Origin of the sequence: Streptomyces caelestis, assembly GCF_014205255.1 — a bacterium.
GTDB lineage: Bacteria > Actinomycetota > Actinomycetes > Streptomycetales > Streptomycetaceae > Streptomyces > Streptomyces caelestis.
Map to the genome: position 1 here is coordinate 5,235,932 of NZ_JACHNE010000001.1, position 16,322 is coordinate 5,252,253.

At 71.2% G+C, this 16,322-nt stretch carries 17 protein-coding genes, 3 tRNA genes and 2 pseudogenes; 16 read left to right on the forward strand and 6 right to left on the reverse strand.

The genetic code is table 11. The features are described 5' to 3' along the window. The first annotated feature begins 178 nt into the window (after positions 1–178). Positions 179–445: a GlsB/YeaQ/YmgE family stress response membrane protein gene (locus HDA41_RS24020; RefSeq protein ID WP_184987074.1), complete on the forward strand. Its 267-nt coding sequence runs from the start codon at positions 179–181 to the stop codon at positions 443–445. Between the two features lie 150 nt (positions 446–595). On the opposite strand, the gene HDA41_RS24025 is transcribed toward HDA41_RS24020, so the two are convergent. Further along, positions 596–1,084 carry a YajQ family cyclic di-GMP-binding protein gene (locus tag HDA41_RS24025; RefSeq protein ID WP_184987076.1) on the reverse strand — a complete coding sequence of 163 codons (489 nt, stop codon included), beginning with the start codon at positions 1,082–1,084 and terminating at the stop codon, positions 596–598. Between the two features lie 222 nt (positions 1,085–1,306). On the opposite strand from HDA41_RS24025, the gene HDA41_RS24030 reads away from it, so the two are divergent. Then, a tRNA-Tyr gene (locus HDA41_RS24030) sits at positions 1,307–1,388 on the forward strand. 239 nt (positions 1,389–1,627) lie between these two features. Here HDA41_RS24030 and HDA41_RS42760 read toward each other — a convergent pair. Continuing rightward, a pseudogene (locus HDA41_RS42760) lies at positions 1,628–2,256 on the reverse strand (HNH endonuclease). 607 nt (positions 2,257–2,863) lie between these two features. On the opposite strand from HDA41_RS42760, the gene HDA41_RS24035 reads away from it, so the two are divergent. The 3 genes from HDA41_RS24035 (at position 2,864) to HDA41_RS24045 (ending at position 5,746) form a co-directional block, all read left to right on the forward strand. After that, positions 2,864–3,907 (forward strand): polyprenyl synthetase family protein, encoded by a 1,044-nt coding sequence (locus HDA41_RS24035; RefSeq protein WP_184987078.1) that lies wholly within the window; start codon positions 2,864–2,866, stop codon positions 3,905–3,907. A 196-nt stretch (positions 3,908–4,103) separates the two neighbouring features. After that, positions 4,104–4,988 (forward strand): ABC transporter ATP-binding protein, encoded by an 885-nt coding sequence (locus HDA41_RS24040; RefSeq protein WP_230299415.1) that lies wholly within the window; start codon positions 4,104–4,106, stop codon positions 4,986–4,988. After that, positions 4,985–5,746, forward strand: coding sequence for an ABC transporter permease (locus tag HDA41_RS24045; protein ID WP_184987080.1), 762 nt, complete (start codon positions 4,985–4,987; stop codon positions 5,744–5,746). Before HDA41_RS24040 ends, HDA41_RS24045 begins: the two co-directional genes overlap by 4 nt. 68 nt (positions 5,747–5,814) lie before the next feature. Here the strand turns inward: HDA41_RS24045 and HDA41_RS24050 are convergent, their stop codons facing one another. Then, the gene (locus HDA41_RS24050; protein ID WP_184987082.1) at positions 5,815–6,051 is read right to left on the reverse strand and encodes a hypothetical protein; all 237 of its coding nucleotides are present in this window, start codon (positions 6,049–6,051) and stop codon (positions 5,815–5,817) included. 212 nt (positions 6,052–6,263) lie between these two features. Between HDA41_RS24050 and HDA41_RS24055 the strand changes: the two genes are divergently transcribed. Then, positions 6,264–6,815: a CAP domain-containing protein gene (locus HDA41_RS24055; RefSeq protein WP_184987085.1), complete on the forward strand. Its 552-nt coding sequence runs from the start codon at positions 6,264–6,266 to the stop codon at positions 6,813–6,815. Between the two features lie 8 nt (positions 6,816–6,823). Here the strand turns inward: HDA41_RS24055 and HDA41_RS24060 are convergent, their stop codons facing one another. Beyond that, on the reverse strand, positions 6,824–7,744 hold the full coding sequence (locus HDA41_RS24060; RefSeq protein ID WP_221511589.1) for a terpene synthase family protein: 921 nt from the start codon (positions 7,742–7,744) through the stop codon (positions 6,824–6,826). Between the two features lie 392 nt (positions 7,745–8,136). Here HDA41_RS24060 and rox point away from each other — a divergent pair, with 392 nt between their 5' ends. Further along, entirely contained in the window at positions 8,137–9,567 is a 1,431-nt protein-coding gene (rox, locus tag HDA41_RS24065; RefSeq protein WP_184987087.1) for a rifampin monooxygenase, read from the forward strand. A 262-nt stretch (positions 9,568–9,829) separates the two neighbouring features. Next, complete coding sequence (locus HDA41_RS24070; protein ID WP_184987089.1) at positions 9,830–10,042, forward strand: hypothetical protein; 213 nt, start codon at positions 9,830–9,832, stop codon at positions 10,040–10,042. Positions 10,043–10,056: 14 nt separating this feature from the next. Here the strand turns inward: HDA41_RS24070 and HDA41_RS24075 are convergent, their stop codons facing one another. Continuing rightward, positions 10,057–10,713: an SDR family oxidoreductase gene (locus HDA41_RS24075; RefSeq protein WP_184987091.1), complete on the reverse strand. Its 657-nt coding sequence runs from the start codon at positions 10,711–10,713 to the stop codon at positions 10,057–10,059. Positions 10,714–10,769: 56 nt separating this feature from the next. Continuing rightward, positions 10,770–12,026, reverse strand: coding sequence for an amidohydrolase family protein (locus tag HDA41_RS24080; RefSeq protein ID WP_184987093.1), 1,257 nt, complete (start codon positions 12,024–12,026; stop codon positions 10,770–10,772). 236 nt (positions 12,027–12,262) lie between these two features. Between HDA41_RS24080 and HDA41_RS24085 the strand changes: the two genes are divergently transcribed. From HDA41_RS24085 to HDA41_RS24120, 8 genes and pseudogenes are all read left to right on the forward strand, one after another. Continuing rightward, positions 12,263–12,335 (forward strand) — tRNA-Thr (locus tag HDA41_RS24085). 46 nt (positions 12,336–12,381) lie between these two features. Beyond that, positions 12,382–12,454 (forward strand) — tRNA-Met (locus tag HDA41_RS24090). An 88-nt stretch (positions 12,455–12,542) separates the two neighbouring features. After that, entirely contained in the window at positions 12,543–12,707 is a 165-nt protein-coding gene (gene rpmG, locus HDA41_RS24095) for a 50S ribosomal protein L33 (protein WP_003948671.1), read from the forward strand. A 101-nt stretch (positions 12,708–12,808) separates the two neighbouring features. Beyond that, entirely contained in the window at positions 12,809–13,261 is a 453-nt protein-coding gene (locus HDA41_RS24100; protein ID WP_184987095.1) for a MaoC family dehydratase N-terminal domain-containing protein, read from the forward strand. An 8-nt stretch (positions 13,262–13,269) separates the two neighbouring features. Then, the gene (locus HDA41_RS24105) at positions 13,270–13,698 is read left to right on the forward strand and encodes a MaoC family dehydratase (RefSeq protein ID WP_184987097.1); all 429 of its coding nucleotides are present in this window, start codon (positions 13,270–13,272) and stop codon (positions 13,696–13,698) included. 117 nt (positions 13,699–13,815) lie between these two features. Next, positions 13,816–14,370: a TetR/AcrR family transcriptional regulator gene (locus tag HDA41_RS24110; protein WP_184987099.1), complete on the forward strand. Its 555-nt coding sequence runs from the start codon at positions 13,816–13,818 to the stop codon at positions 14,368–14,370. Positions 14,371–14,458: 88 nt separating this feature from the next. Further along, a pseudogene (locus HDA41_RS24115) lies at positions 14,459–15,895 on the forward strand (MFS transporter). A 26-nt stretch (positions 15,896–15,921) separates the two neighbouring features. After that, positions 15,922–16,302, forward strand: coding sequence for a DUF3291 domain-containing protein (locus tag HDA41_RS24120; protein WP_184987101.1), 381 nt, complete (start codon positions 15,922–15,924; stop codon positions 16,300–16,302). The last annotated feature ends 20 nt before the right edge of the window (positions 16,303–16,322 follow it).

Genomic DNA, 16,322 nt, shown 5'->3' on the forward strand with positions numbered 1-16,322 from the left:
GATCAGTGCAACCGGCGGGCGCCCCCAGGGCGTCTTCCCGACCAAGACGGTGTGAACGCGCGCGGCAAGGACGACGCACGCGGAACGCCCGGTGTACGGCGCACGAGCACGGCCTGTCAGGAGCAAGATCACATGGCCGGAACAGTGCGGGCACAGCGTGAAAGGGCAGGTTCACGGCATGACCATCATCAGCTGGATCATCCTGGGACTGTTGGCCGGAGCCATCGCGAAGTTCCTGCTGCCGGGGCGCGACCCGGGCGGCCTCATCGGCACGACCCTGATCGGCATCGCGGGCGCGTTCATCGGCGGCTGGATATCGGCCCGCTGGATGGACCACCCGATCACCAAGGACTTCTACGACGGCACGACCTGGGCCGCGGCGATCGGCGGGTCGCTCGTCCTCCTGATCGCCTACCGCCTCATGTTCGGCAACTCACGCAACTGACCGCACCCACGCCCACGGTCAGCACGCGCCCATGGACCGCAGCCAGCAGCCGAGAAGGGTGGGCACCCGACAGGTGCCCACCCTTCCTCGTAACCAAGCAGACCGGGAACCCGCCCGTGCAGACCGGGAACCCGGAGGATCCCACCGGACCTACCGGTAGTTCACGAACTGCATGGCGAAGTCGAAGTCCTTGCCCTTCAGCAGGGCGATGACGGCCTGAAGATCGTCACGGCTCTTGGAGCTGACCCGCAGCTCCTCGCCCTGCACCTGCGCCTTCACGCCCTTGGGGCCCTCGTCGCGGATGGTCTTCGCCACCTTCTTCGCGTTCTCCTGGGAGATGCCCTCCTTGATCGACGCGAAGATCTTGTACTCCTTGCCGGAGAGCTGGGGCTCGCCCGCGTCCAGAGCCTTCAGCGAGATGCCGCGCTTGATCAGCTTGGACTGGAAGACGTCGAGGACAGCCTTCACCCGGTCCTCGGAGTTCGCCTCCATGAGGATCTGCTCACCGGACCACGAGATCGAGGCACCCACGCCCTTGAAGTCGTAGCGCTGCGAGATCTCCTTGGCGGCCTGGTTGAGTGCGTTGTCGACCTCCTGCCGCTCGACCTTCGAGACGATGTCGAAACTGGAGTCGGCCATGTCCTGTGGCTCCTTGTATCGGGGTGCGTATCGTGCGTACGGCGTACGTGGGCGGCCGCCGGGCCTGTTCAGATCCCGGGCCGCATCCGGACAAGCCTAGCCACCCCCCGCCCTCCGGGTGCAGATCAATCGGGTGGCGAAGCACCCCTCCACATCAGGTATTGTTTACGTCGTTGCCACGGAGCACCACCGAAGAAGAGCGGTTCGACGGGCAGCAACCCCGGCGGTGTGCCCGAGCGGCCAAAGGGAGCAGACTGTAAATCTGCCGGCTCAGCCTTCCCAGGTTCGAATCCTGGCGCCGCCACACTGGGGAAGACCCCCTCTCAACTGCGGAAACGCAGATGGGAGGGGGTCTTTCGTATGGAGTGGCTCGTAGGTGATGCCGGTCCGGGAGCCGCCCCCGAACGGGGTGACGCGTCTCACGGACCAGGACCACGCGCGCCGGTGCAAGTCACCAGCCAAGAACACCATCCAGAACACCAGCCGAGCCCCCGGCCGGACGCCCCGCCTAGGCGCCGGTGTGTACGTGACGACCGCGTCCGGTCAGGCCTCGGCGAGGCGGGACAGGGACTCGCGTTCCTCGGTGTTCGCGGTGAGGTTCCAGCGCAGTTTCACGGCCGTCCATTCGATGACGTAGCGGCACGTGGCCTTGGGGTTGGGTGGCAGCCACTGGGTGGGATCCTGGTCGGCCTTGCTGCGGTGCGCGGCGGCGGTACACGGCCACCAGGGTGCGTGCGTCGACGAGGTCGTTGGCGTTGGCCTCGCGGCGGGCGGCCGTCCACTGGGAGGCGCCGGAATCCCAGGCCTCGGGCAGCGGCACCCTGTGGTCGACGTCCATGGCCGCGGCGGAGGTGATCCTGCGGGCGTCGTAGTAGGGCGACCAGGTGGCCGCCCTTCAGCTTCCAGTCCGGGCCGGTGGCCGGTGGTTCGATCGCCTCGGCGATCAGCACCTCGTCGCGGGTGTCGCACCCGTCGTCGGGATGGGCACCGGCGTTCCAGTACGTGAAGCTGGTGCGCTCGTAGCCGTCCCGGGACTCGGCGGCCTGGGGCAGGGCGGCGACGGCTTGGTCCAGCGGGCGGGATGTCGCGGCGTGGGCGGGGCAGGACAGGGCGAAGGTGCAGGCGGTGCCCAGCGGGGCGGCAGCACAGGCGCGTGACAGGGAGGCGATCACGCCCAGCAGGATGAGTGAAACGGCTGCCGACCGGGCCGGTGGGACGCGGCGGACGGCGCGGGGATCACCCGGCGACGGTATGCAGAAACGATGCCGCTGGCGCCGGGCGTCAGCCGGAAGTTGACGGCGGCGGGGGCAGCGGCCGGTCTCAGCACGTGCGTACAGCGGCGGTCTGACCACGGCTGTCGTGCCTCGTCCGCCGACCCGCCGACCCGCCGAGCCGCGGGCCTGCCGGCCCGCCGAGCCGCGGGCCTGCAGGCCCGCCGAGCCGCGGGCCTGCCGGCCCGCCGAGCCGCGGGCCTGCCGGCCCGCCGACCCCCGTCCCCCTAACCCGCCGGCCCGCCGACCCCCGTCCCCCTAACCCGCCAGCCCGCCGACCCCCGCCCCCCTAACCTGCCGGCCCCCGTCCCCCCCCCAACCCGTCGGTGCCATCGCCCGATTGTCGGCTAGGTGCACCGTAATAGGGCTGGTCCGGCCAAGTGATCTTTCTGCGGGAGGTGCGCTGCGGCTTCGCCAGGGTGGGGGGCCACCGATTGACTGAGGCGGCTACGTGACCAGGCAGTCGATGCCGAAAGCGGTTTCCGTTCGCAGCCTTGAGGAGCAGTACATGTCGCAGATCACCGATCCGGCCCCGGTCGCCACGTTTCCTCGTCTGGGCTGGGTTGACGACCTGCTGAATCCTGCCCTCCGGTCGGCCGTCGCCGCGCTGCCGACGGCCGAGAGCCGGGTGGCCGGGTATCACCGCGGCTGGTGCGAGGCCGACGGCACGCCGATGGCGACGGCGTCCCGGAAGGGCAAGTCGGTCCGCCCGGCCCTGGTCCTGCTGTCCGCGGCGGCGGTCGGGGGCAGTGCGGAACTCGCCGTACCGGGCGCGGTCGCGGTGGAGTTGGTGCACGACTTCACCCTGCTGCACGACGACGTCATCGACGGCGACGCCCTGCGCCGGCACCGGCCGGCCGCCTGGTCGGTGTTCGGCACGCCGGCGGCGGTGCTGACTGGCGACGCCCTGCTGGTGTCGGCACTGCGCGCGCTGGCGGACGTACCCCAAAGGCGGGCCGCCGAAGCGGTGAAGGAGCTGGTCGCGGCCCTGCTGGAGCTGGTCGAGGGGCAGAGCCGCGATGTGGCGTTCGAGAAGGCGCCGGAGGTGTCGGTGACCCAGTACGTCGCCATGGCGGAGGGCAAGACGGGGTCGCTGATGGGGTGTTCCTGCGCCCTGGGCGGCGTACTGGCCGGGGCGGACGGCGAACGGGTAAGCGGGCTGCGGGAGTTCGGCCGGCGACTGGGCGTGGCCTTCCAGTGCGCCGACGACGTCCTGGGCATCTGGGGCCGCACCGCGCGCAGCGGCAAGCCGGTCGGGGCCGACCTCGCGGCGCGGAAGAAGTCGCTGCCCGTCGTGGCGGCCCTGAGCGGCGAGGGCGCGGCGGCCGAGCGGCTCCGCGCGCTGTACGCGTCCACGCACCCCCTGGACGAGCAGGACATCGCCCTGGCGCGCGAGCTGGTCGAGGAGGCCGGTGGCCGCCAGGCCGCCGAGCAGGAGGCCCGCCGCCAGGTGTCGGCCGCGCTGCGGGCCCTGTCGTGGGCGCGGCCCACCCCCGACGCCTACCGGCAACTTCACGACATCGCCTGGGCGATGACCCGCCGCGAGTCCTGACCCCCGGCCAGAGGGAGGCGACCTGCCGCGCAGACGGGGGAGCGGACGTACCGCGGCGTGACTTCCGTGGGGGTGGGCCGTTGTCTGTGCGGCGGCCCGGAGCCCTCACCCACCCACAGCCGTGACCAACCGCCGTAGCCCCGGCCGCACCCCGGCCGCTCGGAGCGGAACGATCGTGACGAAACACAGTGGAGCCGTGCAGCAGACCGAGACGAGCGCAGCGCTGCCGGGTGAGCTTCCCGCCGTGGCCGCCTATGGGCTGCGGGTGGTCCGCGGCCGCCACACCGTCCTCCAGGACATCAGCTTCACCGTTCCCCGCGGCTGCATCGTGGGCCTGCTCGGGCCGAGCGGCTGCGGGAAGACGACGCTGCTGCGGTCCGTGGTCGGCGTGCAGCAGACCACGGCGGGCCACGTCCAGGTCCTCGGACACGCGGCCGGTGCCCCGCAGTTGAGGACCCGCGTCGGCTACGTCACCCAGGCGCCGTCGGTCTACGCGGATCTGACCGTGCTGGAGAACCTGCGCTACTTCGCCGCCGCCCTCGGCATGCGGGGCTGGCAGCGGGAGGACGCGGTGGTCCGGGTGGTGAAGGACGTCGATCTGGCCTCCTACGCCGACAAGCTGGTCGCCCGTCTGTCGGGCGGCCAGTACTCGCGGGTGTCACTGGCCGTCGCGCTGCTGAACAAGCCCGACCTGCTCGTGATGGACGAGCCGACCGTCGGCCTGGACCCCATGGTGCGCCGGGAGCTGTGGCTGGTCTTCCAGCGGCTGGCCGAGGAGGGCACCACGCTGCTGGTGTCCAGCCATGTGATGGACGAGGCCGACCGCTGTGACCGGCTGCTGCTGATGCGGGCCGGGCGGTTGCTGGCCGGAGCCGACCGGGAGGCGCTGCTGGAGCACACCGGCTGCGACGACGTGGAAGAGGCGTTCATGCATCTGGTGCAGGCCGCGTCCGACGCCGAGGAACGCGCGCGGCGGCGGGCCGCGGAGCAGAGTCTGCCGCTGGCCCTGCCGGGCCTCCTCGACCAGGCCGGCGCCCCCGAGGCGGAACGGGCCTACTTCGCCGCGGACACGGTGCGGTGAGCGGCGTCCGGGTGGCCGAGCGGCTGCCGTTCTCGCCCACCATCACGGGCGCGACCGCGGTCCGGGTGCTCCAGCAGATCTCCCGGGACAAGGGCAGCACCGCACTGCTGCTGGCCATCCCGTGCATGCTCATGGTGCTGCTGAAGCTGATGTTCCATGACTCCGAAGCCACCTTCGAGCGGGTCGGCCCCCAGGTCTTCGGCATCTTCCCGGTCATCGTGATGTACCTGGTGGCGTCCGTGTCGACGCTGCGGGAACGCACCACCGGCACCGCCGAGCGACTGCTGACGATGCCCGTGCAGCGGCTGGACATCGTGCTCGGCTACAGCCTCGCCTTCGCCTTCCTGGCCCTGTCACAGGCGGTGCTCTCCACCCTGCTGTCCATCGGCCCGCTCGGCCTGGACATCAAGGGCCCCGCGTATCTGCTCATGGTCATCGCCATGCTCGGCGCGCTGCTGGGGCTGGCGCTGGGGCTGCTGGTGAGCGCCTTCGCGCGCAACGAGTTCCAGGCGGTGCAGTTCCTGCCCGCCGGGGTGCTGCCCCAGTTCCTGGTGTGCGGTCTGTTCGTGCCGCGCGACGAGATGCACGGCGCCCTGTCGGCCGTCGCCAAGGTCATGCCGATGACGTACGCCGTCCAGGCCGCCGGAGAGGCCGCCACGCACACCGGGATCACCGGACTGTTCGTCCGCGACGCGCTGCTCATCCTGGCGTGCGTGGTCCTGGTCCTCGTCGTCAGCGCGACCACGCTCAAGCGCTGAACGGCCGGCCGGACCGCACGTGGCCGAGGGCCGCCCCAAGGACGGCCCTCGGCACGGATCAGCTCCCGCTAGTCCTGCACACTCCAGGAGAAGCCGCCCGAGACCGAGCCGTAGCGGGGGAATTCGAATGGCCCGTAGTGCGGCGGCCCGTCGTGGTGGCCACCACCGAGTCCGTCGGGGCCGGGGTTGACGACGGTGGTGGCCGCCGGCTGTGCCGAGGCGCCGGCAGCCACCACCGTCCCGCCCGCGGTGAGAGCCAGCGCGCTCAGCGACACTACGGCGATGCGGCGAACCCGCAGCGACATGAGAAACCTCCGGAAGAGAAAGGAAAGGAAGAGCAGGAAAGAGTGAACAAGCGGCGCATCTCAGCCTAGCCACCAAAGTCATCCGAAGCGGTCCGGGAAATGCCGTGTTCCCCCGAACGAACGGCTGGCCGCAACAGCGGAAATGAATATAGGTACGGTGTCCACCGCAATCCGCGGGACGTCGAGAAAAGAAGAGGGAAAAGATGACCGGGATGCGCAGGACCGCTCTCGCCCTGGCGGGCACCCTTCTCGCCTGGGCCGGGCCGCCCGCGCCGATGCCGTCGCCGTACTACGAGGCGCCCCTGTGGCCCCTGCCGACGCCCGGGCCCGTCCAGCAAACTCGCGACGACACCACGTACTCCCCTCCGGGCCGGTCCCGCGACCACACGGCGGCCGAGGTGGTCGCCGTCGTCAACCGGCACCGGGCCCAGGCCGGTTGCGGCCCCGTGCGGCTGTGGCCGGCCCTCAACCGGGCGGCCCGGCGGCACAGTGCCGACATGGCCCGCGGGCAGCGCCTCAGCCACACCGGAACCGACGGCAGCAGCCCGGCCGCCCGGATGCGGGCCGCCGGCTACCACCCTCGCCTCAGCGCCGAGATCATCGTCGCCGGCGCCGGTACACCGGAGGCCGCCGTCCGTAGGCGGATGGACAGCGCCCCGCATCGGGCCATCGTCCTGACCTGCCGTTACAAGCACGCCGGGGTCGGTGTGGCCGGCGGCTTTGGAGGACCCTGGTGGACCCTGGACCTGGCCACGGGCCACTGAGACGGGGCTCAGCCCAGCCCCGCGTCCCACCACCAGGCGATGCCGGGAGCGCCCTCCAGCGGGCCCGGCCGGGTGTCGGACGGTTCCTCGGCCCAGGTCAGCGCGGTGTCCTCCATCGCGTCGGGCCAGTGGCCGAGGCTGAGGTAGCGGGGCACGCGCATCCCCCACTCGTTGTTGCCGCGGATGCCGTACCGCAGCCCCTGGAGATAGGTGGCGAGTTCCAGGCCGGCCGTCGGGCGGACGCGGTCGTGCAGTTCGAGGAAGCGCAGCAGTACGCGGTCCCGCAGCCCGTTCGCGACCTCCACCGCCTGGTCCAGCGGGAGGCCCCGCTCCTGCATCAGGACGGTGTAGATGTTCTGGTCGGCCTGGTTCCGGGTCAGTTCCTTGTGCAGCGAGTGCCGGTCGTTGTCGAGGGCGGCCACCAGGATGGCCATCTCCGTCAGCGCGCGGACCGCCGGCCGGTGCAGGTCACGGGCGGGTACCTCGGCGCCGGTCGCGATCTCCAGCATCGCCAGGGTCGGCTCGCCGCCCGCCGCCAGCAACCGCATCGTCAGGAAGTCGTCCAGGCCGGGCATCCGGCCCAGCGCCTGGTTGCCGATCTGCCAGGCCACCCCTGACAGCCAGGCACGGTGGGCGTGTGCGAACCGGCTCACCTGCGTGGGCGTGGCGAGTGACCGGAAGCGGCGCACGATGTCCCTAAGAGCGCCGATGTACCGGTCCTCCCCGATCGCCGTATCGGTCTCGCACGCCCGCTGCACCTGGCAGGCCAGGGCGTTGAACTGTGCCGGGCGGGTGCTGAGCGGTCCCTGGTCGCAGCGCGCGTCGTCGAAGCCGAAACCCCAGTACACCCACAGGGCCGTCGCCAGCAGCCGGTCGTCGTCGGCGACCGGGGCGAACCGGCCGTAGAAGTCGGTGCTGTGCGTGGCCACGACCCATGCCTTTTCCTCTTCGGAGGCGCACATACCGCTGCTGCCGATCCACTCCACGGCGCGTTTCTCGACCTGCCGGACACGCGGGTGAATGGCGGATTCCAGAGGACAGAAAAGAGGCGGAAGCGCCACCTCGGACACACGAGATCCCATGGGGACGATCATCTGGGACCTGGTGTGCCGATGCGACGGGAACACCCGCTGACGTCAAAAGACAGACAGGTGGCAGAAAGTAAGAAAGGAGAATATAAGGAGCGAGAAAATAGAAAAGGCAAGGAGTCGTACTTCCTTGCCACTCTCAACTTATAGCACGAGGGGGGTCTTGCGGCAAGGCCCCCCTTGTCCCGCAGAATCACCGGCCGAAGCCGACATCGGGGAAATCGGGGGCTGTGATGGTGGACGTGATCGTGGTCGGCGGGGGACCGACCGGGATGATGCTGGCCGGCGAACTGCGGCTGCGCGGCGTGCACGTGGTCGTGCTGGAGAAGCTGGCCGAACCGACCGGGCAGTCCCGCGCGCTCGGCATCCATGTGCGCAGCATCGAGCTGATGGACCAGCGCGGTCTGCTGAAGCGGTTCCTGGCGCTCGGCCAGAAGTACGAGACAGGCGGGTTCTTCGCCGGCATCGGCAAGACGTGGCCCGCCCGGATGGACACCGCGCACGCGTATGTGCTCGGCATTGCGCAGAGCGTCACCGAGCGCCTGCTGACCGAGCACGCCGCCGAGCTCGGCGCCGAGATCCGGCGCGGCTGCGAGCTGGTGGGGCTGAGTCAGGACGACGACGGTGTGACCGCGGAACTGGCCGACGGCACGCGGCTGCGCTCGCGTTACCTCGTGGCCTGCGACGGCGGCCGCAGCACCGTGCGCAAGCTGCTCGGCGTGGGCTTCCCCGGCGAGCCCGCCCGGGTCGAGACGCTGCTGGGCGAGATGGAGGTGGGTGTACCGCCGGAGGAGATGGCGGCGGTGGTGGCCGAGGTCCGCAAGACGCAGTGGCGGTTCGGCACCATGCCCCTCGGGGACGGGAGGTACCGCGTCATCGTGCCTGCCGAGGGGGTGACGGAGGACCGTACGGTCCCGCCGGCCCTGGAGGAGTTCAAGCAGCGGCTGCGGCACTTCGCCGGCACCGACTTCGGCGTGCACTCGCCGCGCTGGCTGTCCCGCTTCGGCGACGCCACCCGGCTGGCCGAGCGCTACCGCGTCGGCCGGGTGCTGCTCGCCGGCGACGCCGCGCACATCCATCCGCCGACCGGCGGGCAGGGGCTCAACCTCGGCATCCAGGACGCGTTCAACCTCGGCTGGAAGCTGGCCGCCGAAGTGCGCGGCTGGGCACCGGAGGGGCTGCTGGACAGCTACCACGCCGAACGGCGCCCGGTGGCCGCCGCCGTGCTGGACAACACCCGCGCGCAGATGGAGCTGCTGAGCTCCGAGCCGGGGCCGACGGCCGTGCGCCGGCTGGTCGAGGAACTGATGGACTTCGAGGAGGTGAACCGGTACCTGATCGAGAAGATCACGGCGATCTCGGTCCGCTACGACTTCGGCGAGGGCCACGCACTCCTCGGCCGGCGCCTGCGGGACGTGACGCTGAAGCGGGGGCGCCTCTACGAGCTGATGCGCGGCGGCCGCGGGCTGCTGCTCGACCAGACCGGCCGGCTGTCGGTGGAGGGCTGGGCGGACCGGGTCGACCACGTCGTCGACGTCAGCGAGGAACTGGACGTACCCGCGGTGCTTCTGCGGCCGGACGGCCATGTGGCGTGGGTCGGCGAGGACCAGCGGGAACTGCTCGACCTGCTGCCGCGGTGGTTCGGCGCGGCGACGACTGGCTGAGCACGTCAGGCAGCCTTCTTGCAGGACTCGTTCAGCCGGCTGCCGAGGTCGTGCGGCGTCGCACCTGGCTGCGCGCGTCTCCGTGACCCGACGAGGCGCCTGCCTCCTCGCAGGCCGGCGTGACCCGACAAGGCGGCGGGGTGCTCGGCGGCGTGGGCGAGTTCGACGTCGTGGTCGTCCACGCCGGTGCCCGAGAGCGTCAACGCGCCGCCCTGGGGCGGGGGCAGGCATACGCGAGCCGCCCGCGCGGCACACTGGCCCCATGTCCTCCCGTCGCAGAACGTGCCCCGAGTGCCGTCGTGAGATCGCCGTCGTCGCCGGGCGGTACGCGCGTCACGACCCGCCCGGTGCCCGGGAACACGGCGAACTCACCTCATGCCCGGGCTCCCGCCGCCTGGCCCGGATCGGCCCGGAGCAGCCCTCCCTGGACGGCTACGCGGTCCCCGACTTCCCGGGCCAACTGCCCCTGTTCTAGGGGGCCCGGCGGGGTCAGTTCCCCGCCACCGACTTCACCGCCACGGACACCGGAGCCGGCCCGCTGATCAGCTCCAGAGTGAGGCCGGCCGTCGCGGGAGTGTCCACCAGCTCCGCCAGCACGGCGGCCACGTCGGCGCGCGGAATCGGCCCGCGGCCCGTGTGCGCCTCCAGGCGTACGAGGCCCGTGCCGGCGTCGTCGGTGAGCTGACCGGGTCGCAGAATCGTCCAGTCCAGGCCGTCCAGCCCGCGCACGTACGCGTCCGCCTCGCCCTTGGCGCGCAGGTACACGTCGAAGATCTCGTCGCCCTGGTGCTGCGGATCGGCGCCCATGGACGAAACGATCACGAAGCGCCGTACGCCCGCCTTCACCGCCGCGTCCGCGAAGAGGACCGCCGCGGCCTTGTCCACCGTGTCCTTGCGGGCCGCCCCGCTGCCCGGGCCCGCGCCCGCCGCGAACACCGCCGCGTAGGCACCCCTGAGCCGCTCCGCGACCTCGTCCACGGACGCCGACTCCAGGTCGAGCACGACCGGTTCGGCACCGGCCTCCCGCAGATCATCGGCCTGTTCGGCCTTGCGGATGATTCCCGCCACCTCGTCCCCGCGCGCGGCGAGCAACCGCTCCAGCCGCAACGCGATCTGACCATGACCACCAGCGATGACAATGCGCATGCCTTCGACCGTACGCCCGGACAGCACCGTCCGCCGAACGACTCGAGCCACACCCTCTACGACAACTGCCCCCGTCCCTGCCGCGGCAGCCCCAGCTCCACCGAAGCCGCCGAACTGCAGTACTCCCGCACCGCGCTGGTCCGGGCCACCACGCGCCCCCTGTGCACCACCACCCGGCTGTACGCCAGCGACAGCGCCCCCGCCAGCCCGTCCCCGCGCACCGCGAGCAACTCGGCCGGGAAACCCGCCTCCACCCGCACCTCCGGCAGCCCCAGCACCGCCCGTGCCGAGGAGCTCACCGCGTCGTACGCCTCCTCGGGCGACAGGCCGTAGCGCGAGGCCAGCAGGAACGCCGCCTCCAGCGGGTCGCCGCGCCCCACGGGGTTCGACACGTCCCGCAGCGCCCCGCTCCCGGCGGCCACCCGCACCCCGGCCGCCCGCAGCAGCCGCACCGGAGCCGCCCCTCGCCGGTCCACGCCACCGCAGCCGCCCTGCGGCAGGCACACCACCGTCACCCCTGCCGCCGCCAGTTGGTCCGCGGTCCGCGAGGCGACCTCGGAGGGCAGCCGGCCGAGATCGCCGCACGGGCTGAGGGTCACCCCGGGACGCAGCCCGCCCGCCATCGCCGCGAGCCGGGCCAGCCGCGCCGGATCCCTGGCGTCCGTGTGCAGGTCGACGGGGCAGCCGTGCTCGGAGGCGACTTCCAGGACCGCCTCCACGTACCCCGTCGGATCCGGGTCGAGATCCGGCCGGCCGCCCACCACCGAGGCGCCCATCTTCACCGCGTCCCGCAGCATCGCCAGCCCGTCCGCCCCGGCCACCCCGGTCAACACCCGGGGCATCGCCACCGTCGTCAGCCCGGCCAGCCCCCGCAGCGCCCGCCGCGCCTGCAACACGGCCGCCAGCGCGCCCAGCCCCTGCACGTCCCCCACGCGCACATGGGCCCGCACCGCCGTCGCCCCGTGCCCGAGCTGGAGCAGCGCGGCCTCGGTCGCCCGGCGCTGGACGTCCTGCGGCTCGTACGAGACCGGGCCCACGGCGTGGGCCGACAACGCCGTGTCGGCATGGGCGTGCGGCTCGGCCGGGGCCGGCAGCAGCAGATAGCCGCCGAGATCCACGCGCGCCCCGTACGCGCGCGTGCCGCCCGCCCCCAGGCTGCCGGCCGTGCCGACCGCCTCGATACGCCCGCCGCCCAGCCGGACGTCCACGGTCCGGCCGTCGGTGAGCCGCGCCCCGCACAGCAACAGCGACGACGGGTCGGCCGGACCCGGCGAGGACGGCGGGGGCGGCGGCTGCGGCTGGCTGTCGGGCATCGCGCTCCTGGGGCTCGGCTGCGCACGCGAGGACGCATGATCACTCAGAGTGAGTCGAGCCTAGGACGGCCTCCCGTCCGTCGCGGGGAGGAGCGCAATAGTCGTACCGGCGTGGCCCGTCGTACGGAACGCGAGGCACGCACGGGGCTGCCGGGAGGACGGTGCCGACGTCCAGGGCGGGTACCCGAAACGGATTTGGGCGAACAGCGGCGGAGCGTGTAATGTCTTCATCGCTCGCCCCAATAGCTCAGTCGGCAGAGCGTCTCCATGGTAAGGAGAAGGTCAACGGTTCGATTCCGTTTTGGGGCTCTGGTGTGAACGGTTCCCGTCGCGAGGCGGGGCCCGACCACATCAAAGCGGTGTAGCTCAGTCGGTAGAGCAAGCGGCTCATAATCGCTGTGTCACCGGTTCAAGTCCGGTCACCGCTACTCTCAGTAGCCGATTGCGGGGTCGGTCCTTCGATCGGCTACTCTTCTTGCGTTAAACAGTCCATCCGTTCGTCTTAGGAGCACTCACGTGGCTGCCACCGACGTCCGCCCGAAGATCACGCTGGCCTGCGTGGAGTGCAAGGAGCGGAACTACATCACCAAGAAGAACCGGCGTAACAACCCGGACCGTCTTGAGATGAAGAAGCACTGCCCGCGTTGCAACGCGCACACCGCGCACCGCGAAACGCGATAAAAACAGGCTCGTACGCGAGGCCGTTCCCGAGTGATCGGGGGCGGCCTCGCGTCGTTGAATGACCCGAATCGTTCAGTAGCGCAACCAGGAGGTGCCGGGCCATGGCGCTCGACCAGTCCTTCGTGGGGCGGACGTACCCGCCCACCGAGCCCTACGAGGTGGGCCGGGAGAAGATCCGTGAGTTCGCCGAGGCGGTCGGGGACACCAACCCGGCGTACACGGACGCGGAGGCCGCCAAGGCGCTCGGCCACCCCGATGTGATCGCCCCGCCGACGTTCGTGTTCTCGATCACCTTCAAGGCCGCGGGGCAGGTCGTCCACGATCCGCAGCTCGGCCTGGACTACAGCCGCGTGGTGCATGGTGACCAAAAGTTCGCCTACCGCCGCCCGGTCCGCGCCGGAGACCGGCTGACGGTCACCTCCACCATCGAGGCGATCAAGTCCCTCGCGGGCAACGACATCCTGGACATCCGCGGTGAGGTCCACGACGAGGCCGGCGAGCACGTCGTGACCGCTTGGACCAAGCTCGTGGCCCGCGCGGCCGAGGAGGCGTGAGCGATCCCATGACAGCGAAGATCTCCTACTCCGACGTCGAGGTCGGCACCGAACTGCCCGCGCAGACCTTCCCTGTGACCCGCGCGACCCTCGTCCGGTACGCGGGCGCCTCCGGCGACTTCAACCCGATCCACTGGAACGAGAAGTTCGCCAGGGAGGTCGGCCTGCCGGACGTCATCGCGCACGGCATGTTCACCATGGCCGAGGCGATCCGCGTGGTCACCGACTGGGCCGGCGACCCGGGCGCGGTCGTCGAGTACGGCGTGCGCTTCACCAAGCCCGTCGTCGTCCCGAACGATGAGCAGGGTGCCGTGATCGAGGTCGGCGGCAAGGTTGCGGCCAAGCTCGACGACAACACGGTCCGCGTGGACCTGACGGTGACGAGCGCCGGGCAGAAAGTGCTGGGCATGTCGCGTGCGGTCGTGCGGCTGGCCTGAGGCGGCAGACGGCAGATGCCGGGTAAGGGGCGCTCTCCAGTGCGGGGCGCCCCTTACTCGTACGTGATCACCGGGGACCGGTTGACATAGTTAGTGATTGAGTACTAACTTTCTTGCATGGTCAGGATGAGTGCAGAGGAGAGGCGCGAGAGCGTCATCCGCGCGGCGACGACCGAGTTCGCCCGCGGCGGCTACCACGGCACGTCGACCGAGGCGATCGCCCGGCGGGTCGGCGTCTCGCAGCCGTATCTCTTCCGGCTCTTCCCGGGCAAGAAGGCGATCTTCCTGGCGGCGGCGGAGCGGTGTGTCGAGGACACCATCCGGACGTTCGCCGAGGCTGCCGAGGGGCTCGAGGGTGACGAGGCTCTCCATGCCATGGGTGGTGCGTACATCAAGACCATCTCCGAGCAGCCCGAGCGGCTGATGATGCAGATGCAGATGTACCTCGCCGTGGCGGCCGCCGAAGAGGAGGGGGATCACGAGTTCGGCGAGGCCGTGCGCGCCGGCTGGATGCGGCTGTGGGACACCGTCCACCTGCCGCTGGGGGCCGACGCCGACAGGACGACGACCTTCATGGCGCAGGGAATGCTCATCAACTGCCTCGTGGCCATGGGCTTCCCGGCCGGCCATCGGGTCTGGGCGGGGCTGGATCCGTCCGCGTCCGGCAGCTGACAAGAAGGGTCAGGATGTTGCGCCTTTTCATGACCGCGAAAGTTAGTAATCAATAACTAATTGATCAGCAGTCAGCTCTGGGGGAGCGATGTCACAGCAGATCGCACGTCGCGGAGGGGCCGCCTGGGCCCTCGTCATCACCAGCGTCGCCGGATTCATGGCGGCCCTCGACAACCTCGTCGTCACCACCGCCCTGCCCTCCATCCGCGAGGACCTCGGCGGAGGCCTGCACGACCTTGAATGGACCGTGAGCGCGTACACGCTCACCTTCGCCGTCCTGCTGATGTCCGGCGCGGCCCTCGGCGACCGCTTCGGCCGCCGCCGGCTGTTCATCGCCGGGCTCGCCGTCTTCACCGGTGCGTCCGCCGCCGCTGCCATGGCGCCGGGTATCGACTCCCTCATCGCCGCCCGCGCGGTCTAGGGCGCCGGCGCGGCCGTGATGATGCCCCTGACGCTCACCCTGCTCACCGCGGCCGTGCCCGCCGCCAAGCGGGGCATGGCGTACGGCATCTGGGGAGCCGTCAACGGGCTCGCCGTCGCCTCCGGGCCGCTGGTCGGCGGCACCCTCACCGAACACATCTCCTGGCAGTGGATCTTCTGGCTGAACGTCCCGCTGGGCCTGGTCCTGCTGCCGCTCGCCCGGCTGCGTCTCGCCGAGTCCCACGGCACCGGCGCACCGCTCGACATCCCCGGCACCCTGCTCGCCAGCGGCGGCCTCTTCGGCATCGTCTACGGCCTGGTCCGGGGCCCCGTCGACGGCTGGACCGGATCGCTGGTCCTGACGGGCCTGTTCGCCGGCTCCGCGCTGCTCGCCGGATTCGTCCTCTACAGCGCGCGCGCCGCGAACCCCATGCTCCCGATGCGGCTCTTCCGCTCCCGGGCCTTCTCCGGCATCAACGCGGCGAGCCTGCTGATGTTCCTCGGCATGTTCGGCTCGATCTTCCTGCTCAGCCAGTACATGCAGGGCGTCCTCGGCTACTCGCCCACCGAGGCGGGCCTCAGGATGCTGCCCTGGACCGGCATGCCGATGCTGGTCGCCCCGATCGCCGGCATCCTCGCCGACCGCGTCGGCGGCCGCCCGGTCGTCGCCGCCGGCCTGTTCCTCCAGGCCCTGGGTCTCGCCTACATGTCGGTCGTGGCCACGGCGGACGCCTCCTACGCCGCCCAGCTGCCCGCCCTGATCGTCAGCGGCATCGGCATGGCCCTGTTCTTCGCTCCCGCCTCGCACCTGGTGATGTCCAGCGTCCGGCCCCAGGAGCAGGGCATCGCCTCCGGTGCCAACAACGCCCTGCGCGAGGTGGGCGGAGCGCTCGGCATCGCCGTCATGGCGTCGATCTTCGCGGCGCAGGGCGGCTACGAGACCGGCCAGACGTTCGTCGACGGCATGCGCCCCGCGTTGGTGACGGGAGCCGCGGTGGTCGCCGCCGCGGGCGTCGCGGCCCTGCTGATCCCGACCCGGCGACGCGTCGAGCGGCAGGCAGCCCCTGCCGAACCGGCACCCGTGCTGGAGACCGCATCCCACTGACCCGACGACCCGAAGGAGGAACGGCCATGCCCACCCTTCCCTGGACCGCCCTCAACTCCCCGCCCCACGACACCGAGGTGCACGTCTTCGCCTCCCGGTTCGAGACCCGCACCCTGTGGGGAGCGCTGAAGTTCCTCGCCGGTACGCCCGCGGTCTGGCGGCAGGTGCGCCGCAGCCCCGGCGTCTACGGAGCGACCCTGAAGGCGAAGCCGTTGCGGCGGACCTTCTGGACGCTGTCCGCGTGGGAGTCGAAGGCGGCGCTCGACGACTTCGCCCGCTCGGGCGCCCACCGGCCTGCCGCCCGGGGTCTGGCCACCCAGATGGCGAACGCGACCTTCACCACATGGCAGGCGAGGAGCGACGACCTCCCGCTTCCCTGGTCCGAGGTGTTCCGCCGTCTGCCCTGAACGACACCACGCGCGCGTGC